The organism is Exiguobacterium sp. s160, from assembly GCF_018617575.1.
Taxonomy (GTDB): domain Bacteria; phylum Bacillota; class Bacilli; order Exiguobacteriales; family Exiguobacteriaceae; genus Exiguobacterium; species Exiguobacterium aestuarii_A.
In genome coordinates this window covers 128,621-149,526 of record NZ_JACSKK010000001.1, presented here as the reverse complement: position 1 = coordinate 149,526, position 20,906 = coordinate 128,621, and the positions used below count along the sequence as shown (strand labels likewise).

Genomic DNA, 20,906 nt, shown 5'->3' with positions numbered 1-20,906 from the left:
GGTTTCAAGTCACGCTTCGTTTGGGAGGACATATGACTTCGCTGGCTGATGTGTCAATACTTCACGAATCAACGCATTGACCTCATCACGCTTGATTTTCTCCACTTTTTGAATCACTTGTTCAATCGGCTCTACTTCATCAAGTAGTAACAAGTTCCGACCATTCCGATTCATCCGTGCGCTCGAGCTTTCATTCCCGAGAACGAGCGAACCTTTCAATTGGCGTTTCCCTTTATCGACTTCTTCATCCGTCAATCCTTCTTCGAACAAACGCTTCAATTCTCTTTCTAGAATGACTTCGACTTGATTCAACGTGTCTGGAGATGTTCCGACATAGATTGTAAACGTCCCATGATCGGCGAACGTCGTATAGTATGAGTAAATCGAGTAGGCCAATCCTTCTTCTTCACGAATCGATTGAAATAACCGTGAGGACATCGTTGCACCGATGGCGTTGTTCATCAGTGCTAAGTGCGGTAAACGATCATCCATTGCCGAGATGGCTTCATAGTTCCAACAGAGATGTGCTTGCTCTGTCTCCTTACGTTTCGTCAACGTATCATGGAACAGTTCTGGTTGATTGAGTTCTTTCGACGATTCCCTAGAAGGGATGTTGGCAAACCTACGTTTCACTGCCTCCATCAACTCTTCAGAGACATGTCCTGCGATGGAGACGACGATTTCTTCTGCCACGTAACGTTCTTGTAAATAATCGACGAGTTGGTCGCGTGTCAATCGATTGACGCTCTCCTCCGTTCCAAGGATTGGTTGTGCGAGGATATCGTCACGATATGCCGCAACTGCCAATAGCTCATGTACGAGATCTTCAGGCGTATCCTCATACATTTTGATTTCTTCCACGACGACACGTTTCTCTTTTTCGAGTTCTGTCTCATCGAGTACCGAGTCAAACAACATGTCTGTCAAGACGTCGAGCGCCATGACCGCATGTTCGTCGAGCGTCTTCACGTAAAAACAAGTATGGTCTTTTGAGGTGAAGGCATTGACGCTTCCACCAAGTTCATCGAAAAAGGAAGCGATTTCTTTCGCGTTTTTCGTCGATGTTCCTTTAAATAACATGTGTTCAATCAAATGACTGATTCCGATGTTTTCAAATGACTCTGTTCGTGTCCCTGCTTTAATAAATACACCGGTCGACGTACTGCGAGAACCTTCAATCGGTTCGATGATGACGCGGATACCGTTTTGTAGTGTCATCCATTCCATATTCTCACTCCTATGAAAAAGGCCATCGCACCAAGACGATGGCCAGAATAATTAATTTGTCGAGCGCGGCGGACGACGGTCCCCGTCACGACGTGGCGGACGGCCTTCACGAGGTGGACGGCTTTCACGTGCAGCCTTCCGTTTCGCTTCATACGCTTCACGCTCTTCAGGAGATAATCCTTCTAAGATGAGCGCTTTATGCGATGCGTTGACACGACCTTTATCATCGATTTCCGTGACTTTAACTTGAATCGTATCACCGAGCTTCACAACGTCTTCAACGTTTGCGACACGCTCGAGACTGAATTCTGAAACGTGTACGAGTGCATCTTTTCCTTTGAAAAGTTCGACGAACGCGCCAAACTTCTCGATGCGGCGTACCGTTGCATCAAATACTTCACCGACGACGACTTCGCGAACGATGTCCCCGATCATCTTCATGGCAAGATCAATGCCTTCTTGGTCTGTCGAGGCGATGAACACCGTACCATCTTGTTCGATGTCAATCTTGACGCCTGTTTGGTCGATGATGCTATTGATCATCTTACCACCTGGTCCAATCACATCGCGGATCTTGTCCGGATTGATTGTCATCGTCACAATCTTCGGTGCATATTTCGACAATTGTGTGCGTGGTGTGTCTAATGTTTCAAGCATATGGTCAAGGATGTGTAGACGACCGACACGTGCCTGTTCAAGCGCTTCTTCTAAGATTTCACGCGTGATTCCAGCAATCTTGATATCCATTTGAAGGGCCGTAATCCCATCTTTCGTTCCGGCAACTTTGAAGTCCATGTCACCGAGGTGATCTTCGAGTCCTTGAATATCTGTCAAGACCGTGTAATGCTCCCCTTCCATGATGAGACCCATGGCAATCCCAGCGACCGGCGCTTTGATTGGTACACCTGCATCCATCAAGGCAAGCGTCGAGCCACAGATTGAAGCTTGTGAACTTGAGCCGTTTGATTCAAGTACTTCCGAGACGAGACGAATCGTATACGGGAAGTCTGCTTCTTTCGGAATGATTGGCAAGAGTGCGCGCTCACCGAGTGCCCCGTGACCAATCTCGCGACGACCTGGTGCGCGGACTGGACGTGCTTCTCCGACCGAGAACGGTGGGAAGTTGTAATGGTGCATGAAGCGCTTGTTCTCTTCTAAGCCGATTCCGTCGATGATTTGCGCATCACCGATGACACCGAGTGTTGCGACCGACATGACTTGTGTTTGACCACGTGTGAAGAGACCGACACCGTGTGCGCGTGGAAGCAATCCGACTTCTGATGCGAGCGGACGGATGACATCCGGGCGACGACCGTCTGGACGGACTTTGTCGACCGTGATCAAGCGACGGACTTCATCTTTGACAAATTTGTTCAAGATGCCTGAAACTTCTCCAAGTTTCGACGGCTCATCAGCAAGGCGCTCTTCATACATCGCCACGTATTTCGCAATCACTTCGTTGATCGCTTCATCGCGGGCATGTTTCTCTTCCACTTGAACCGCTTCAACGATTTCAGGACGAGCTGCTTCAAGTTCTGCTGTGAGTGCCTCATCGTATTTCGAGACCGTATATTCAAACTTCGGTTTGCCGACTGCATCAACAATCTCTTGTTGGAACGCAATCAAACGTTTGATTTCTTCATGCCCAAACAAGATCGACTCAAGCATGACATCTTCTGGCACTTCATTCGCGCCAGCTTCAACCATGTTGATGGCAGTCGATGTACCTGCAACTTGAAGCTCAAGATCCGTTTTCTCCATTTGAGCCGTCGTTGGGTTAACAACGAATTCGCCGTCAACACGTCCGACCGTCACACCTGCGATTGGACCGTCAAATGGTACATCTGAAATCGAAAGTGCGATTGACGTTCCAAGCATACCCGCCATCTCCGCCGAGCAGTCTGGATCGTTCGACATGACATAAATCATGACTTGAATGTCATGACGGAATCCATCTGGGAAGAGTGGACGAATCGGACGGTCGATGAGACGTGATGTCAAAATCGCATTTTCCCCCGGACGTCCTTCACGGCGAAGGAATCCTCCTGGAATTTTACCTACCGAGTAAAGTTTCTCCTCATAGTTGACCGTCAATGGGAAAAAGTCTAAATCTTTTGGTGCTTTTGAAGCCGTTACTGTCGCAAGGACGACCGTGTCACCATAGCGAACGAGCGCCGAGCCATTTGCTTGCTTCGCAAGTTGACCGACCTCTACAGACAATGGGCGTCCGCCCCACTCTGTAGAGAATACTTGTTTCGTACCTAACATGTACATTCTCCTCTCAAACCTTATCTAGTTTATTATGTAACTCTATCTTACGAATGTCTAATCATTTTCCTCTTAACAAACAAGAAACGGACTAGGACGTTGTCCCAGCCCGTTAAACAGTCTCGATCGATTAACGACGGAGACCGAGGCGTTGAATCAATTCACGGTAGCGCGTAACGTCCTTGTTACGAAGGTACGTAAGCAAGTTACGACGACGTCCAACCATTTTCAAGAGACCGCGACGTGAGTGGTGGTCTTTCTTGTGTGTACGAAGGTGAGCGTTCAATGTGTTGATTTGTTCAGTCAACACTGCCACTTGTACTTCCGGTGAACCAGTGTCACCTTGTTTAGTCGCGTATTCCGCGATAATTTCGTTTTTACGTTCTTTTGAGAGTGCCATTGCCTCTCCACCTCCATTTAATTAAAAATTGCCGCGTTGCCGAGCCGGCGTTGGTGAATCGACCAGCCAAGCGAAACGGTGTACTTTGCGTACTTGACAAGGATAGCGTAACCGCAACCGAAAGTCAAGATAGGATTGAGCGTGCCGATACCTCATCCTGTTTCAGTTGAGCGACCAATGCATCTAACCCATCGAACGCTCGCTCGTTACGAATATACTGAACCCACTCGATCTCGATCACTTGCCCGTACAAATCCTCCGAAAAGTCAAAGAGATGACTTTCGACAGAGACTGCTCCCGTCTCATAGAACGTCGGACGACGCCCGACGTTGGTCATCGCCTCGAACGTCCGACCATCAGGGAGCGTGACACGTGTCGCATACACGCCGAGTCGTGGCATGACATATGAAGCGTCCATCAACACGTTTGCTGTCGGGAACCCGATTGTACGCCCTCTCGCATCTCCGTGAATGACTTCACCGCAGATGACATAAGGAGCACCGAGTAACTCTTGAGCCGCGTCGACGTGGCCTTCAGCTAATAATTTACGAATTCGCGTCGATGATACCTTTTCTCCATTCATCGTCTGTTCTGTAACAATGGACGTCGTGAACTGATCGCGAGAATGGTATGGGAGTGTCTCCATCGTCCCTTCACCGAACTTGCCGTACGAGTAATCAAATCCTGCCGTCACGTGTACGGCTCCAGCAGCAATCAAATAATCGTCGACAAACTGTTGAGGAGATAATCCAGCCAACTCCTTCGTAAAGGTCAAGACGAGACATCGCTCGACCCCGAGCGCTTCGATTCGTTTCAATTTTCGGGATAGCGGCGTGATATAACGGACCGCGTCGGATTTGTTTGAGAGTACTTGTTTCGGGTGTGGGTCGAACGTGACGACCGTCACCGGAAGGTTATGCTCCGCTGCAACACGCTTCGCATGATTGATCACGGCTTGATGCCCTTTATGAACACCGTCAAAAAAACCGAGTACCATGACCGATGGATACAGGTCAGGCGTTTCTGGATAGGTGAGATGTCTTGTTTCCATACTGTCAATTTCCCCCTTAGTCGATGGCCAGCATGACCTCGACTGTAGCGTCTGTCGTTCCATCTTGTCTTCGATATAAAGCAAGAGGGATTCCTTCTTCATTATAGACAGTAAATAACTCAAATTCGAGCGAAACGCCGTTCAGCTTGCCACCATTCCGAATATACCGCTCTCGATTCTTTGGAATCGTGATGGCTGGCCAACGTTTGATGACCTCTTCGAGTGGGATGACATGCGCCATTCGTTCTTCGACCGTCTCTAATGCCTGTAACTGTTCGAGGGATATAGCGTTCGCTTCTTCGAAAGAGCCGGAGCTCGTGCGTCTCAGTTCGCTCATATGGGCAGGGTAACCGAGCTTCTCACCGATTTGTACAGCGAGTGTACGAATGTACGTCCCTTTTCCGCAATCGATTTCCATTTGGAAACGACATACTCCTTCTTCAAACGTTAACTCGCTCGTCCGCTCCAGACGGTGAATCTCGACCATCCGACGGGGGCGTTCCACGGTTTGGCCTTTGCGGGCGTACTCATACAGTTTCTTCCCATTGACCTTGACCGCTGAATAATAAGGTGGAATCTGTTCAATCGTTCCGACCAATTGCCGCATCGCTTCATCAATCTGTGACTCGACCAACTCATTCGGTGTGACTGTCTTCTGTTCTACGACCTCGCCATGAGCGTCCTCGGTCATAGTGGCCGTCCCGATTGTCACCTCGGCCACGTAACACTTGCCCTCATCCGTGATAAAACGAGATAACTTCGTGGCACGTCCTAAACAGATTGGTAATACGCCTGTCACTTCCGGGTCAAGCGTGCCCGTATGACCCACTTTTTTCGTTTGAAACAACTTTCGTAACTTGAACACGCAGTCATGACTCGTCATGCCTCGGTCCTTATCGAGTACAAGCACTCCGTTCGGTTCCAACTTCATCCCTCCATACAAAAAAGGGAGAACGATGTCTCCCCTTTCAAATTATTGGTCTTTGTTCAAATCACGAATCAATGAATCGATATGGCTACCATATGCGACCGAAGAATCGTATTCAAACGAGATTTCTGGTGTTTTACGAAGACGGATGCGGTTCCCGATTTCGCGACGGATAAATCCTTTCGCTTTGTCGAGACCTGCTTGCGTTTCTGCTTTCACATCTTCCTCATCACCGAGCACCGTATAGTAGACCGTTGCTTGTTGTAAGTCCCCTGTCACATCAACGCTTGTAATTGTAGCGTTCTTTGTACGTGGGTCACTCACTTCCCGTAACAAGACGTCTGTAATCTCTTTACGCATTTGCTCGGCAACACGTTGGGCACGAATTTTCATACGTGATCCCTCCTCACATTATTTACGTTCGACTTCTTTCATGACGAACGCTTCAATAACATCTTCTACTTTGATGTCATCAAATTTCTCTACTTTAATCCCACACTCATAACCAGTCGCAACTTCTTTTACATCATCTTTGAAGCGGCGAAGCGTATCGAGCTTGCCTTCATATACGACGATTCCGTTACGAATGACACGGACACCAGCGTCACGTGTGATTTTACCTTCAGTCACATAACAACCTGCAATCGTACCGACTTTCGATACTTTGAAGACGTCACGGACTTCGACTTGACCAGTGATCTCTTCGACGAACTCAGGGTCAAGCATCCCTTTCATCGCGCTCTCGATTTCTTCGATCGCGTTGTAGATGATGCGGTGGAGACGCATTTCAACATTTTCCTGTTCAGCCATCGAACGAGCGTTACCGTCAGGACGTACGTTGAAACCGATGATGACGGCGTTCGCAGCTGATGCGAGAATGACGTCACCTTCTGTGATGGCACCGACACCTTGGTGAACGATGTTAACTTTGACGCCTTCGACATCAATCTTGCGGAGTGAACCAGCCAATGCTTCAGCTGAACCTTGTACGTCTGCTTTAATGATGACGTTCAAGTCTTTCACTTCACCTTCTTGAATACGGCTGAACAAATCGTCAAGGCTGACTTTCGCTGATTCACGGCGTTGTGACTCGAGGTAACGTTGGTAACGTTTTTCCCCGATTGCACGTGCTTTCTTCTCATCTTCAAACACGATGAACTGATCACCGGCTTGTGGAACATCGTTCAAACCTGTGATTTCAATCGGTGTAGATGGACCGACTTGTTTCACACGACGACCGATGTCGTTGACCATTGCACGGACGCGACCGAACGTGCTACCGACAACGATTGGGTCACCGATACGAAGCGTACCGTGTTGAACGAGAAGCGTTGCAACAGGTCCACGACCTTTGTCGAGTTTTGCTTCGATGACTGATCCACGAGCTGGCATGTCTGGCGTCGACTTGTATTCTTCGACTTCAGATACGAGAAGAATCATCTCGAGCAACTCATCGATTCCTTCACCTTTAATCGCAGAGATCGGAACGAAAATCGTTTCGCCGCCCCACTCTTCCGGAATGAGACCGAACTCAGTCAACTCTTGTTTGACACGGTCAGGGTTTGCCCCTTCTTTGTCCATTTTGTTGACCGCAACGATGATTGGAACGTTCGCTGCTTTTGCGTGCGAAATCGCTTCCTCTGTTTGTGGCATGACGCCATCGTCAGCCGCAACGACGATAATGGCGATATCTGTCACTTCCGCACCACGTGCACGCATCGTTGTGAACGCCGCGTGACCTGGCGTATCGAGGAATGTGATTTTCTTGTCGTTTACAGACACTTGGTACGCACCGATATGCTGCGTGATTCCACCCGCTTCTCCTGCAACGACTTTCGTGTTACGAATCGAGTCAAGAAGTGTCGTTTTACCGTGGTCAACGTGACCCATGATTGTAACGACCGCTGGGCGCTCTTCAAGATCATATTGTGAGAAGTCAATCTCAACTGTTTCGAAGTCTGTCTCATCGACGACGACTTCTTTTTCTACTTCAAAACCAAACTCTGAAGCGAGCAACTCGATTGTTTCGTCATCGAGTGTCTGGTTGATTGTCGCCATCACACCAAGGCCCATCAACTTCATGATGATTTCGTTTGGTTTTTTGTTCATTTTCTCTGCGAGGTCAGAGACACTGAGCACATCCTCATACTTGATGACGTTCCCCATCTCTGCTTCTTGAGCGAGACGAGCCGCTTTACGCTGACTTGTCTTCGAATTTGGATCGGCTTCTTGTGGCACGGCCGCTTTTACCGGCTTGCCTTTACCTTTCCCTTTTCCACGTTTTTTATTGCGTGGATCGTTGTTACGGTTGTCGTTACGATTTTGACCACCGCGGTTGTTTTGACCGCCACGGTTTTGTTGCGTCGCTTGCGGACGTGACTGTTCTTTTTTCTCTTGTTTCGGCTCGTTCGAAGTTGAAGTCGCTTTCGCTTCAGCTTGCTTCTCAGCACGATATTTTTCTGGATTGAACACACGGTCCAACTGTTTGACTGTCTCATCATCGAGGACGGCCATGTGGTTTTTCACCGGTTTGTTCAATTTTTCTAATTGAGTAATGACTTGCTTACTCGTTACATTCTGTTCTTTTGCAAATTCATAGACGCGTTTTCCCAAAGCATCCACCTCCGTTAATAGTTAAGAGAGAAGTTGCTTAAGCTTGTTCGCAAATCCGGATTCTGTCACCGATACGACGACACGCATATCTTTACCGAGTGCAGCACCAATTGTATAGCGATCGCTCACTTCAATCAGCGGCACTTGATAAGATGCACACTTGTCGGTGACTCGTTTTTTCGTCGAGGCACCTGCATCTCCGGCTAGAATGACGAGCTTGGCACGACCCGCTCGCACATCCTTTAATACAAACTCTTCTCCCATCGTTACTTTCCTTGCTCGAGCGGCAAGGCCTAACAATGATTCCCACTGACTCATGATTCGTCACCTGCGACAGCTTTCAACTGCTCATACAAGTCATCGCTCGTTTTCACTTTCAAATGATGATCGAGCGTCCGTTTTTTCTCTGCTTGACGAACAACATCGATATCTTTTGATAAGTAGGCACCGCGACCGTTCACTTTACCCGTCTGATCGATGACCACGTCACCTTCAGGCGTTCGAACGACACGAATCAATTCTTTCTTCGGGAGCATTTCTTGTGTGACCACACACTTACGCAAAGGAAGTTTCTTTTGCTTCATGGTCATTCCTCTTCTTTCACCACAGCTGTTTCAACTGAAGCATCTGATAAGTCTTGTTCAACTTCATTTTGAACAATTTCTGGTTCTGATTCAACTTTTTCAGCGAACGTATCGAACAAATCGAGTGCTTCCGCATCTGTCTCGCTCTTAATGTCGATTTTCCAACCAGTCAATTTCGCTGCGAGACGAGCGTTTTGACCACGTTTTCCAATCGCGAGTGACAATTGGTAGTCCGGTACGACGACTGTCGTCGACTTCGCAGGCTCATTGACATAGACGGCAACGACTTGTGCCGGGCTGAGTGCGTTTCGAACGAACTCTTTCGGGTCTTCAGACCAACGGACGATATCAATCTTCTCACCGTTCAACTCGTCGACGATCGTTTGAACACGTTGTCCTTTCGGTCCGACACATGCGCCGACCGGGTCAACGATATCCGAGTGCACAGCAATTTTCGAACGGTCACCTGCTTCACGCGATACAGACATGACATCGACTGTTCCGTTTGAAATCTCAGGTACTTCAAGCTCAAACAAACGGCGCAAAAGTCCCGGATGCGTACGCGACACTTGAATCGCAGCACCTGAACCTTTTGTCGTCGAATCAACTTTCGTCACGTATACCTTGATTCGGTCATGAATCTGATACGACTCGTTCGGCATTTGTTCGTTCGGAGTAAGGACTGCTTCGATGTTGTTCTCAAGACCGATGTACAAGTTGCGCGGGTCAAAACGCTCCACAATCCCTGTCATGATCTCGTCTTCTTTATCTGCGAAGTGGTTGTAGATGCGTTCACGCTCCGCTTCACGCATCTTCTGCGTCACGACTTGTTTCGCCGTCATCGCTGCGACACGTCCGAAATCACTTGGTGTGACTTCTTCTTTATGGAAATCACCGAGCTCATAGTTCGGGTCGATTTCATGTGCTTCCTCAAGCGAGAGCTGTTGGTCTGGTTGTGTGAGACGTTCGACGACTTCTAAAAGTGCGTAGACACGAATGTCTCCTGTCACCTGATCGAATTCGACTTTCACATGCTCGTTCGGGTTCGCGACGTTTCGGCGATATGCAGAAATGAGCGCTTGTTCGAGAGCGTCGATAATAATATTTTTGTCAATTCCTTTTTCTTTGGCAATCTGATCGATTGTAGTGAGTAATTGTGGACCCATCTTCTTCCCTCTCCTTAACTAAACGTGACCGCTAAGCGGGCTTGTGCAATTTTGTCTACCGGTAGCGATACCGCTTTTTTTCTCGTCTTGATGCGTGTCTCGATCACGACCGTTTCCCCATCATATGCCGTCAAAATTCCTTCAAACTCTTTGGCACCATCGATCGGAGCGAACGTTTTCATGTAGACGTTTTTGCCTACAGCACGTTCGAAATCACTCGGCTTTTTCAGCGGACGCTCCGCACCAGGACTCGAGACATCAAGATAATAAGCCTGTTCAATCGGATCGGTTTCGTTCAGTTTTTCCGAGAGTTGTTCATTGATATTGACGCAATCGTCTAAATCGACGCCCCCTGGTTTATCGATATAAACGCGCAAGAACCAGTCTGGACCTTCTTTTACGAATTCCACATCGACCAATTCCATGTTTTCTCGTTCGACGATTGGCAACGCAATCGATTCAACGACTTCTGTTATTTTGGACACTCTCATCCCTCCTTCTGGCTTTTACATACAAGAAAGGAGTAGGGTTCCCTACTCCTTTCCGTCGTAGTATCCAACTTTGTTCGATACCAATATATCATATTTTCCCGACAAATCGCAACTTACACCCCAAAATCAAAGAATGAGAGTTGGTTCTCATCAGGCAAGCCTTCAAGACATTTCATTGTATCAAGTGTCTCGATAACCGTTTTCGATAACTTCGCTCGTTTGCGTAAATCTTCTTTCGAAAGGAACTGTCCTTCCTCCCTCGCTTCGACAATCGCTTTTGCCGCATTCGTCCCGAGCCCATCGACCGCATTGAATGGAGGAATCAACGTATTGTCCTCAATCAAGAACTCTGTCGCGCTTGAACGATACAAGTCGATGTTTTGGAACTTCATGCCCCGCTCAAGCATCTCAAGGGCAAGTTCGAGGACCGTATGCAGTCCTTTATCTTTCGCTGTCGCGTCGAAACCTTTTTCCCGAATATCCGACATCGCTTTACGGACGGCTTGAGGGCCTTTGATCATTGCAGATAAGTCAAAGTCCCCGGCGCGCACGGTGAAGTATGTCGCATAGTACAAGATAGGATGATGCACTTTGAAATATGCGATACGAACGGCCATCAAGACGTATGCCGTCGCGTGCGCTTTCGGGAACATGTATTTGATCTTCTTACAAGAAGAGATATACCATTCCGGCACGTCGTTCTCTCGCATCTCTGACTCCATCTCGACTGTGAGACCTTTCCCTTTACGGACAGACTCCATGATTTTGAAGGCGAACGATGGTTCGAGCCCTGCGTAAATCAAATAGACCATGATGTCGTCACGACAACCGATAACGTCTTTCAGTTCACACGTCCCGTTGTAAATCAGTTCATTCGCGTTCCCAAGCCACACATCCGTCCCGTGAGACAGACCTGAGATCTGAACGAGCTCCGAGAACGTGGACGGTTTCGTCTCTTCAAGCATCTGACGGACGAACTTCGTCCCAAACTCAGGAATCCCGAGTGTGCCGGTCTTCGACTCGATCTGTTCCGGTGTCACTCCGAGCACTTCTGGCGAGGAGAAAATTTTCATGACGGTCGGATCGTCTGTCGGAATCGTTTTCGGATCGATCCCGGATAAGTCTTGGAGCATCCGAATGACGGTCGGGTCATCGTGCCCGAGAATATCGAGCTTCAATAAGTTGTCATGGATGGAATGGAAGTCGAAGTGTGTCGTCTTCCATTCAGACGAGTTGTCATCCGCCGGATATTGAATCGGTGAAATGTCCGCGATGTCCATATAGTCAGGAACAACGATGATTCCACCCGGGTGCTGCCCCGTCGTCCGTTTCACGCCGGTAACCCCGGAGACGAGACGATCGACCTCCGCGTTTCGATAAATCTTGTCGTTCTCGGTCGCATATCCTTTCACGTACCCATATGCCGTCTTATCCGCAATCGTTCCGATCGTGCCGGCACGATATACATATTCTTCTCCGAACAACACCTTTGTATAGGCGTGGGCATGCGGTTGATATTCACCCGAGAAGTTCAAATCGATATCTGGCACTTTGTCCCCTTTGAATCCGAGGAACGTTTCGAACGGAATATCATGTCCATCTTTTGTATACCACGTGCCACATTCCGGACACTCTTTGTCCGGTAAGTCATATCCCGAACCGACCGATCCGTCGTTGAAGAAGTGCGAATGTTGACAGTTTGGACATACATAGTGCGGCGGTAGCGGGTTGACCTCGGTGATCTCTGTCATCGTAGCGACGAGACTCGATCCGACCGACCCACGCGACCCGACCAAGTACCCGTCGTCTAGAGATTTCTTAACAAGTTTATGTGAGATCAAGTAAATGACCGCGAATCCATGACCGATGATTGACTTCAATTCTTTTTCTAGTCGCGCCTCCACAATCTCAGGAAGCTCTTCCCCATAAATCGAACGGGCCATGTCGTAGCTCATATTCCGAACCTCGTCATCCGCGCCTTCAATTTTTGGCGTATATAAGTCATCCGGGATGATTTGGATTGATTCGATTTGATCGGCGATCGCATTCGGGTTCGTGATGACAATTTCACGTGCCAAGTCGTCACCTAGAAACTTGAATTCTTCCATCATTTCCTTCGTTGTCCGGAAGTGGGCATGTGGCAACTCTTTACGTGTATTGATGAAGTTCGCCCCACCTTGGGTACGAATCAAGATCTCACGATACGAACGGTCGGACCGATCTAAATAGTGCACATTCCCTGTCGCACATACCGGCAACTCGGCTTTCTCCGCGACACGGATGATTCGTTTGATGATTTCACGGAGCTCCATCTCATTCGCGACAATCTCTTTATCGATCAAATGGTGATAGAGCGCCGGCGGGTGAATCTCGATAAAGTCGTAAAACGACATCATCTTCTCGAGCTCATCATCTGACTTGTTCAAAGCAGCGTCAAAAATCTCACCATTGTCACAAGCCGAACCAATCAATAGTCCTTCACGGCGCTTCACGAGCTCTGAACGTGGCATCCGTGCCATCCGATATAAATAATCGATATGAGAGAGTGAAATGAGTTCATATAAATGACGAAGTCCTGGCTTTTTATTTTTCGCATAAATCGTCGCATGGAACGGACGAATCTTCGACACGTCACTCCCGACTTTGGCGTTCAACGAGCGATGCGTCGTCATCTCAAACATCTGTTTGGCGAGGTCGAGAAGTTTCATCAACAAATACGCTGTCGCTTCCGCGTCATAAATCGCACGGTGATGCTGAGTCAATTCGATATCGAATCGCTTCGCAAGCGTGTTCAGTCGGTGATTTTTCAAGGTCGGCATCAACGTACGAGCCAGCTCGAGTGTATCGATGACCGGGTAATCATCCGGTTCATGACCTCCGCTCCGAAGTGTCGCCTCGAGGAAGCCCATGTCGAACGATGCGTTATGGGCGACGAGGATACTGTCACCACACCATTCGACGAACTGTTTCGTGATGACTTCTGGGTCAGGTTGTCCTTGCACCATGTCATCCGTGATTCCCGTCAACTCGATTGTCGTCGCCGACAACGCATGTTTCGGGTCAGCGAACGCCTCAAAGCGGTCGATAATCTCCCCGTCCTTGATTTTGACACCAGCGAGCTCGATGATTTTATTGTAGACGGCAGAAAGACCCGTCGTCTCGACGTCAAAGACGACGTATGTTGCATCGTCTAATGACACATCACTTGGATGATACGCGACCGGGACGCCATCATTGACGACATTCGCCTCGACTCCGTACAACACTTTGATGTCGTTTTTCTTCCCGGCATAATACGCTTCCGGGAACGCTTGAACACCAGCATGGTCGGTAATCGCAATCGCACGATGTCCCCACTTAGCAGCACGCGCGACAAGAGCGGACACGTTCGTGACTGCGTCCATTTGACTCATCTGTGTATGTGCGTGGAGTTCTACCCGCTTCTCACCTTCCCATTCATCTCGGGGTGGCTCGACTTTTACTTCTTGGAGTTGCGACGCCATCATGCATAGTTCACGCATGAACGAATCATCCTCGACTCGTCCTGCCGTTTGAATCCACATGCCCTTTTTGACGGCACTGAGCATCCGATCGTCATCGTCATCGCGCGCAAACACTTTCACGATGAGCGAATCGGTATAGTCCGTCATTTTGAAAGTGAATAGCTTTTTCCCACTCTTCAGCTCTTTTCGCTCCGCAGAGAAGACGAGACCACGAATGGCGACGCGGCGTTCTTCTTCGATAATCGTCTTGATTGGAACAATCTCATCTTTGATGAGAGCACCCATCCGAATCTCTGTGATGGGTTCATCGTTCGTTTCTGTCGCTTTAGCGAATTGTGCCGCAAGAGCCATTTTCGCTTGCTCAATGTCTTCCTGAACAACTTGTTCACGTAAAGCCTGACTTGCTTCGGCATCTTCAGAGAAGTGTGCCTGACACGGTTTTTTCGTGAACCCATATGCGCTATAGAGCGCTTGGACTTCTTGACAGAGCTCTTTGTCCACATAGCTCGCCTCAGGTCCAGAGCGTACCGGGATCAACAATTTATTCTGTTCAAATCGCGGTGAGACCGATCCGAAGTAGCTTCGCATCGCCCCGGACACTTGACTCAATTCACTGACGATTCGTGGCCAGTAGTCGATATAGTCCTGCTCGCTCCCACCTTTTGCCGTCGAGAACCGCGCGTACACTTCGTCAGCGAACGTCGCGTACCGATTTTCTAACCGACTCATGAACAATTGATGGACGTCGTACGGTAAGACTGTCGGAAATGTAAAATAAAACGTCCACGTGCGTCGTGTTTTATTGACGACGAGTCGTGAGAGTTCCGCTTCGTCGAACAGGTCTGTCTCAGTCGTGATCCCAAGATCACTTAATAATAGTTGCATCTTTTGATTTGCTTCCACGGGTCCGTCTTTCCCCCTTTATGCCAATTCGACAAATGAAGGTGACCGCTTACGCTGTCACCTTCATCCATTAATTAATGAACTTCGCTAAATTTTGAAGTAATGACTTGTTTCAATTCGTCGATTGAAGTTTCAATCACTTCGCCTGTGGCACGTACTTTTACTTCAACGATTCCTTCACCGGCTTTTTTCCCGACGTTGACGCGAATCGGAAGACCGATCAAGTCTGCATCGGCAAATTTGACGCCCGCTCGTTCTTTTCGATCATCGAACAAGACATCGTACGTTTGGCCGAGCTCTTCATAAAGACGATTTGCAAGTTCAACTTGCGCCTCATCTTTCGTGTTGATTGCAATCAAATGAAGATCGAACGGCGCCACGTTTCGTGGCCAGATGATTCCACGATCGTCATGATGTTGTTCGACGATGGCAGAAAGTGTCCGTGACACACCGATTCCATAGCAACCCATGATGAGTGGTTCAGCACGACCTTCTTCGTTTAAGAATGTCGCTCCCATCGCCTCTGAATAACGTGTCCCAAGTTTGAAGACTTGTCCGACTTCGATTCCGCGAGCGAAACGAACAGGACCCGACTCGTCAGGTGCTAAATCGCCTTCGACGACGAAACGTAAATCATGATAAGTCAATTCTCCTAAGTCACGCTCAGCATTTACGCCTGTGTAGTGCGTGTTTGCTTCGTTCGCTCCACAAACAGCGTCCACGAGATACTTGACCGCATAGTCGGCAACGACTTTAACTGGCGCATGGATTGGTCCGAGCGTACCTGGTGCACACTTGAACAACTCGACGATTTTTGCCTCATCTTCGAGTTGAATATCGAGTCCACCGAGTGCGTTCTTCACTTTGACCTCGTTCGCTTCGTGGTCGCCACGGACGATTGCCATCACCGTCTCTCCATCCACATTGAATAGGACAGATTTGATGGTCGTCTTCGGATCGACGTTCAAGAATTTCGCTACGTCTTCAATCGTGCGATTTTCTTCCGTGTCCACTTTTTCGAGTGGACGTACGTCAGCTTGTTGCATCTCATAACGGTCGAGTGTTTCTGCCATTTCAATGTTCGCCGCATAGTTCGATGAATCGGTATAAACGATCGTGTCTTCACCGATATCAGCGAGCGCTTGGAATTCGTGCGTATCTTTCCCGCCGATTGCTCCAGAGTCTGCGACGACCGGACGATACTTAAGACCTGTGCGGTCGAAGATGCGTGAGTACGCGTTATACATGTTTGTATATTCTTCGTCTAAGTCTTCTTGTGTCGCGTGGAATGAGTATGCATCCTTCATCAAGAACTCACGTCCGCGAAGCAATCCAAAGCGCGGACGACGTTCATCGCGATACTTCGTTTGAATCTGATACAAGTTCATCGGAAGTTTTTTATACGAGTTGAGCTCGTCTCGGACGATTGATGTGATCAATTCTTCGTGTGTCGCACCGAGTGCGAAGCGACGGTCATGGCGGTCAGTCAATCGCATCAATTCAGGACCATAAATGCCCCAACGTCCCGTCTCTTCCCATAGTTCTGCCGGTTGGATGGCCGGCATCAATAACTCTTGTGCACCCGCACGATTCATCTCTTCACGGATGATTGTTTGGATGTTGTGTAACACTTTATGTCCGAGTGGAAGATAAGAATAGATTCCTGCCGCATTTTGACGGATGAATCCTCCACGGACGAGAAGTTGATGGCTGACCGCTTCCGCGTCAGCCGGTACTTCTCTCAATGTAGGCATGAGCAATCTAGATTGTTTCATACAGTTCAACGTTTCCCTTCTCTACAAACAGCTTATTTAAAGAATGATTGAATGTCGTTCCAAGTGACAATCAACATTAAGATCATCAATAAAGCGAACCCGATAAAGTGGACGAATCCTTCCTTTTTCGGATCAATCGGACGCCCTCGCACCGCTTCGAATAAGAGGAAAATCAAACGTCCTCCATCCAAAGCAGGGAGTGGGAGCAAGTTGAAGATAGCAAGGTTGACAGAAAGGAGCGCTGTCCAGTTCAACAACATGATCAAACCGCTCGCTGCCACTTCGTCAGTCATCCGTACGATTCCAACAGGTCCTGCCAATTGATCGACACCAACTTGTCCCGTCACCAAATCACCGACGGCTGAGAAGATGAGGGTGGACATCGTCCACGTCGTCTCAGCACCTGTCGTCACGGCTTTGACCGGTGAACGTTCTAATGCGTTCGTGACACCTAGAATCCCAACCGTTTCGCCATTTTGTTCAACCGCTTGTGGTGTGACGGTGACGGTCGCCTCCTCACCATCACGGACGTACGTGACATCTGTTGGCGTATCGGCGCGGTCAGCTAGAGCCGTGCGCAAGTCGAGCCAATCCGTGACTGGTTCGCCTTCAATCGAAACAATTTCATCTCCACTCATCAACCCTGCCTCATCAGCGGCTGAATCAGGTTGAACGGTACCGATTTGACCATCGTTCGTCGGCGTTCCTTGAACGAGACCCACGATAATGAGCAAGATGAACGCTAACACGAAATTCATCGCTGGACCGGCTGCAATCGCCAAGACACGTTTCCATACCGATTGGGCACCGAACGTGCGATCATACGGTGCGATTTGAATTTCCATCCCTTGGTCGACAAGAAGTGTATCCCGTTCTAACGAATAGACACGCACTTCCTCATCGATGAGGAGCTGTACTTTTAATTCATGCGTCGCGTCAAATTTATCGACGGTACCGACGACTTGAACATCCGTAGCGGTGTCCGGCTGAAAGTAGACCCGATCCACTGTGCCTTGTTCGGTTAAACGAAGTCCCACGTGTTGACCTGCACGTACTTCAATCGGTTCGAAATCTTCCCCAGCCATTTTGACATAGCCACCGATTGGTAAGAGACGAATGGTATAGAGCGTTTCATTTTTACGGAATGAAACAATTTTTGGACCGAATCCGATTGCAAACTCGTGACAGAGAATGCCTGCCCGTTTCGCCATGACGAGGTGTCCCCATTCGTGTACCGAAATGAGAACCCCAAACATCAGAACGATGGCGATAAAAGTCGTCATGATTTATTCCCCACCTTCAATTCCTTGCTGAATCTGTTGACGTACTGCTCGGTCTACTTCTAGAATTTGTGCGAGCGTCGGTTCGGCAATCACTTCATGTTGAGCCATCGCCTCTTCCACGAGTCGTTCAATTTCTAAGAACGTAATCTGACCGTTTAAGAACAGGTCCACTGCCATCTCATTGGCCGCATTCAGGACTGTCGGCATCGAGCCGCCGATTCTTCCTGCTTCAAACGCTAACCGAAGTGCCGGATAACGGTTGAAATCAGCCTCTTGAAAATGTAGCTTACCGATTTCTTTCAAGTTTAACCGCTTATTCCCCTCAATTTCAAGCCGCTTCGGTTCCGAAAGCGCATAGAGAATCGGTCCCCGCATATCCGGGTTTCCGAGTTGTGCCATCACGGCTGCATCTTTAAATTCGACCATCGAGTGAATAATCGATTCACGATGCAAGATGACTTCAATATCATTATAATCGATATCGAACAGCCAGTGTGCCTCGATCACCTCGAGCCCTTTATTAAACATTGTCGCAGAGTCGATTGTGATCTTCGCCCCCATCGACCAGTTCGGATGATTCAATGCATCTTCAACCGTCACGTCGGCTAATTCTTCCCGCGAACGGTCACGGAAGCTTCCACCAGACGCTGTTAAAATAATTTTTGAAACATCTTCTCTTCGTTCCCCATTCAAACATTGGTAGATGGCAGAATGCTCGCTATCGACCGGTAAAAGTTTAACTCCATGTTCTTTCACGGCCGCCTTGACGAGGTGCCCTGCCGTAACGAGTGTTTCTTTGTTGGCGAGTGCAATATCTTTTCCTGCTTGAATCGCAGCAAGCGTCGGCTCGAGACCGACCGCTCCCACGACTGCTGTCACGACGATATCCGCGCGTTCTGCCGTCGCACACTCTTTGAGACCTTCAGGACCGATGAAATATAGAGGTTCATATGTAAGGCGCGGCTTCAATTGTTCGAGTACCTCGATACTTGTCGCCGACACATATTTTGGTCTGAGTCGATTGATCCATTCCGTGGCAACATCGACGTTCGTGCCGAACGCATACGCCTCTAATTCAAACAGGTCGGGGTGCTGTTCGATGACGTCACATGTCTGCACGCCAATCGAACCTGTCGCCCCAATTAAGCTAATTCGCTTCATCTCGACACTCCTTCTTATAGCAGATTAAACACCCAAATGACGGTAAAAACCGCAATCATACTGTCGAACCGGTCAAGGATTCCTCCGTGGCCAGGTAAGAGATGACCTGAATCTTTTACTCCGAACTGACGTTTATAAGCGGATTGTACCAAATCACCGAGCTGTCCGACGACGGCAACGACAATGGCTAAAATAATCACTTCTAATACCGGTAAAATCGGATCGATCCAGACGAAGATGATGCCGAGTATAATGGCCGATACAATTCCGCCGATTGCCCCTTCAATCGTCTTATTCGGGCTGATCGATGGCCATAATTTTGCCTTCCCGAACGCCTTTCCAGTGAAATAGGCTCCAGAATCCGTTGCCCAAATCATGAACAAGATGAGCAACACTTTCGACAACCCGTCTTCAGATAGGCGTACGAGTGCGAAACTTGAGAAACCGACGACCAAGTAGACAGCGGATACGAAATAGAATCCCGCATCTTCATAGGTGAATCGATTTTTTGTGACGACTGTCCAAAACAGTAATAACACAAGCCCTAACACGAGCCACTGTTCAATCGTGAACGGCATCTCGTCCGTGACGATTCGTGTTTCCAGTAACAACAAGACGAATGGGAAAGCAACGAGGAGCGATGTCACTAAAAATGGGAACGCCAACAGCTTATGTTTTCGCATCAACGTGAACTCGCTCAATCCAATGAGGGCGAGAATCCCCATTAAAGAAACAAATGCGTTACCACCGAGTGCGATGACGGTAATAAAGATTGCGCCTGCCCATAGGCCTGTAATAATTCGTGTCTTCATGTTACACCCCACCAAAACGTCGCGTGCGCGCGTTGTAAGATTCAATCGCTTCTACAAAATGCTCACGCTTAAATTCCGGCCACAATACTTCTGTGAAGTGGAGTTCAGCATATGCGCTTTGCCATAGTAAAAAGTTTGACAGTCGTTGTTCACCGCTCGTACGTATGATGAGGTCCACATCTTGAACGTGAGTCATGAGTCGTTCACCGATCAACTGATCATCCACTGCGTCTGGTACTAGCATACCAGACTGTACATCCTCGGCAATGCTACGCATCGCTTGGACGAGTTCATCTCGACCACCATAGTTGAGTGCAAAGACGAGTTTTAAACCTGTATTTGTAGCGGTCCGTTCTCTCGCCTGATCGACAGCCTCACGCGTCTCGCGTGGAAGTTTCGTCGTGTCACCAGCGACGAGCACCTGGACGTTTTGTTCATGAAGTTCTTTCAAATCGGTCTCTAAAAACTGTTTCGGCAACTTCATCAAGAACGAGACTTCCTCTTCCGGACGAGTCCAGTTTTCCGTAGAGAACGCGTAAAGCGTCAGTGACTGAATCCCGAGTTCTTGCGCTGTCCGAACCGCTTCACGGATTGACTTCATCCCTTCTCGGTGACCCATGATGCGAGGGAGACCACGTTTTTTGGCCCAACGTCCATTTCCATCCATGATGATGGCTACGTGCTCAGGAACACTTAATTCTGCCTCGATTTTTGTTTTAGGATTCACCCATTTAAACATTC

The 20,906-nt window shown here is 48.6% G+C and carries 17 protein-coding genes; all 17 read right to left on the bottom strand.

The window, feature by feature from the left end:
- Window positions 1-9: 9 nt before the first annotated feature.
- Window positions 10-1,227, bottom strand: coding sequence for a M16 family metallopeptidase (locus KNO86_RS00775; protein WP_214691848.1), 1,218 nt, complete (start codon window positions 1,225-1,227; stop codon window positions 10-12).
- Window positions 1,228-1,278: 51 nt separating this feature from the next.
- Complete coding sequence (pnp, locus tag KNO86_RS00770) at window positions 1,279-3,495, bottom strand: polyribonucleotide nucleotidyltransferase (protein ID WP_214691847.1); 2,217 nt, start codon at window positions 3,493-3,495, stop codon at window positions 1,279-1,281.
- Between the two features lie 130 nt (window positions 3,496-3,625).
- The gene (gene rpsO, locus KNO86_RS00765; protein ID WP_074034662.1) at window positions 3,626-3,895 is read right to left on the bottom strand and encodes a 30S ribosomal protein S15; all 270 of its coding nucleotides are present in this window, start codon (window positions 3,893-3,895) and stop codon (window positions 3,626-3,628) included.
- 124 nt (window positions 3,896-4,019) lie between these two features.
- Window positions 4,020-4,946, bottom strand: coding sequence for a bifunctional riboflavin kinase/FAD synthetase (locus KNO86_RS00760; protein WP_214691846.1), 927 nt, complete (start codon window positions 4,944-4,946; stop codon window positions 4,020-4,022).
- A gap of 16 nt (window positions 4,947-4,962) precedes the next feature.
- Window positions 4,963-5,877, bottom strand: coding sequence for a tRNA pseudouridine(55) synthase TruB (truB, locus tag KNO86_RS00755; protein WP_251126857.1), 915 nt, complete (start codon window positions 5,875-5,877; stop codon window positions 4,963-4,965).
- Window positions 5,878-5,919: 42 nt separating this feature from the next.
- Entirely contained in the window at window positions 5,920-6,267 is a 348-nt protein-coding gene (gene rbfA / locus KNO86_RS00750; RefSeq protein WP_015881430.1) for a 30S ribosome-binding factor RbfA, read from the bottom strand.
- Between the two features lie 18 nt (window positions 6,268-6,285).
- Window positions 6,286-8,487: a translation initiation factor IF-2 gene (infB, locus tag KNO86_RS00745; protein WP_214691844.1), complete on the bottom strand. Its 2,202-nt coding sequence runs from the start codon at window positions 8,485-8,487 to the stop codon at window positions 6,286-6,288.
- A gap of 21 nt (window positions 8,488-8,508) precedes the next feature.
- On the bottom strand, window positions 8,509-8,805 hold the full coding sequence (locus tag KNO86_RS00740; protein WP_015881428.1) for a YlxQ family RNA-binding protein: 297 nt from the start codon (window positions 8,803-8,805) through the stop codon (window positions 8,509-8,511).
- The gene (gene rnpM / locus KNO86_RS00735; RefSeq protein ID WP_198930016.1) at window positions 8,802-9,077 is read right to left on the bottom strand and encodes an RNase P modulator RnpM; all 276 of its coding nucleotides are present in this window, start codon (window positions 9,075-9,077) and stop codon (window positions 8,802-8,804) included. The genes KNO86_RS00740 and rnpM overlap by 4 nt, the downstream gene beginning before the upstream one ends.
- The gene (gene nusA / locus KNO86_RS00730) at window positions 9,074-10,237 is read right to left on the bottom strand and encodes a transcription termination factor NusA (protein WP_214691843.1); all 1,164 of its coding nucleotides are present in this window, start codon (window positions 10,235-10,237) and stop codon (window positions 9,074-9,076) included. The genes rnpM and nusA overlap by 4 nt, the downstream gene beginning before the upstream one ends.
- A gap of 14 nt (window positions 10,238-10,251) precedes the next feature.
- On the bottom strand, window positions 10,252-10,728 hold the full coding sequence (gene rimP, locus KNO86_RS00725) for a ribosome maturation factor RimP (protein ID WP_193343250.1): 477 nt from the start codon (window positions 10,726-10,728) through the stop codon (window positions 10,252-10,254).
- 113 nt (window positions 10,729-10,841) lie between these two features.
- Window positions 10,842-15,116: a PolC-type DNA polymerase III gene (locus KNO86_RS00720; RefSeq protein WP_251126907.1), complete on the bottom strand. Its 4,275-nt coding sequence runs from the start codon at window positions 15,114-15,116 to the stop codon at window positions 10,842-10,844.
- Between the two features lie 92 nt (window positions 15,117-15,208).
- Window positions 15,209-16,909, bottom strand: coding sequence for a proline--tRNA ligase (locus tag KNO86_RS00715; RefSeq protein ID WP_214691841.1), 1,701 nt, complete (start codon window positions 16,907-16,909; stop codon window positions 15,209-15,211).
- Window positions 16,910-16,941: 32 nt separating this feature from the next.
- Window positions 16,942-18,192, bottom strand: coding sequence for an RIP metalloprotease RseP (gene rseP, locus KNO86_RS00710; protein WP_214691840.1), 1,251 nt, complete (start codon window positions 18,190-18,192; stop codon window positions 16,942-16,944).
- A gap of 3 nt (window positions 18,193-18,195) precedes the next feature.
- Window positions 18,196-19,353 carry a 1-deoxy-D-xylulose-5-phosphate reductoisomerase gene (dxr, locus tag KNO86_RS00705; RefSeq protein ID WP_214691839.1) on the bottom strand — a complete coding sequence of 386 codons (1,158 nt, stop codon included), beginning with the start codon at window positions 19,351-19,353 and terminating at the stop codon, window positions 18,196-18,198.
- A 14-nt stretch (window positions 19,354-19,367) separates the two neighbouring features.
- A complete protein-coding gene (locus tag KNO86_RS00700; RefSeq protein WP_214691838.1) occupies window positions 19,368-20,165 on the bottom strand; it encodes a phosphatidate cytidylyltransferase in 798 nt (265 codons plus the stop codon).
- A 1-nt stretch (window position 20,166) separates the two neighbouring features.
- Window positions 20,167-20,904: an undecaprenyl pyrophosphate synthase gene (locus tag KNO86_RS00695; protein ID WP_214691837.1), complete on the bottom strand. Its 738-nt coding sequence runs from the start codon at window positions 20,902-20,904 to the stop codon at window positions 20,167-20,169.
- Between the last annotated feature and the right edge of the window lie 2 nt (window positions 20,905-20,906).

Excerpts from the sequence above, each read along its gene's own strand:
- KNO86_RS00775 (WP_214691848.1), bottom strand. The coding sequence starts at position 1,227 with ATGGAATGGATGACACTACAAAACGGTATCCGCGTCATCATCGAACCG.
- pnp (WP_214691847.1), bottom strand. The coding sequence starts at position 3,495 with ATGTTAGGTACGAAACAAGTATTCTCTACAGAGTGGGGCGGACGCCCA.
- rpsO (WP_074034662.1), bottom strand. The coding sequence starts at position 3,895 with ATGGCACTCTCAAAAGAACGTAAAAACGAAATTATCGCGGAATACGCG.
- KNO86_RS00760 (WP_214691846.1), bottom strand. The coding sequence starts at position 4,946 with ATGGAAACAAGACATCTCACCTATCCAGAAACGCCTGACCTGTATCCA.
- truB (WP_251126857.1), bottom strand. The coding sequence starts at position 5,877 with ATGAAGTTGGAACCGAACGGAGTGCTTGTACTCGATAAGGACCGAGGC.
- rbfA (WP_015881430.1), bottom strand. The coding sequence starts at position 6,267 with ATGAAAATTCGTGCCCAACGTGTTGCCGAGCAAATGCGTAAAGAGATT.
- KNO86_RS00740 (WP_015881428.1), bottom strand. The coding sequence starts at position 8,805 with ATGAGTCAGTGGGAATCATTGTTAGGCCTTGCCGCTCGAGCAAGGAAA.
- rnpM (WP_198930016.1), bottom strand. The coding sequence starts at position 9,077 with ATGACCATGAAGCAAAAGAAACTTCCTTTGCGTAAGTGTGTGGTCACA.
- nusA (WP_214691843.1), bottom strand. The coding sequence starts at position 10,237 with ATGGGTCCACAATTACTCACTACAATCGATCAGATTGCCAAAGAAAAA.
- rimP (WP_193343250.1), bottom strand. The coding sequence starts at position 10,728 with ATGAGAGTGTCCAAAATAACAGAAGTCGTTGAATCGATTGCGTTGCCA.
- KNO86_RS00720 (WP_251126907.1), bottom strand. The coding sequence starts at position 15,116 with ATGCAACTATTATTAAGTGATCTTGGGATCACGACTGAGACAGACCTG.
- KNO86_RS00715 (WP_214691841.1), bottom strand. The coding sequence starts at position 16,909 with ATGAAACAATCTAGATTGCTCATGCCTACATTGAGAGAAGTACCGGCT.
- rseP (WP_214691840.1), bottom strand. The coding sequence starts at position 18,192 with ATGACGACTTTTATCGCCATCGTTCTGATGTTTGGGGTTCTCATTTCG.
- dxr (WP_214691839.1), bottom strand. The coding sequence starts at position 19,353 with ATGAAGCGAATTAGCTTAATTGGGGCGACAGGTTCGATTGGCGTGCAG.
- KNO86_RS00700 (WP_214691838.1), bottom strand. The coding sequence starts at position 20,165 with ATGAAGACACGAATTATTACAGGCCTATGGGCAGGCGCAATCTTTATT.
- KNO86_RS00695 (WP_214691837.1), bottom strand. The coding sequence starts at position 20,904 with ATGTTTAAATGGGTGAATCCTAAAACAAAAATCGAGGCAGAATTAAGT.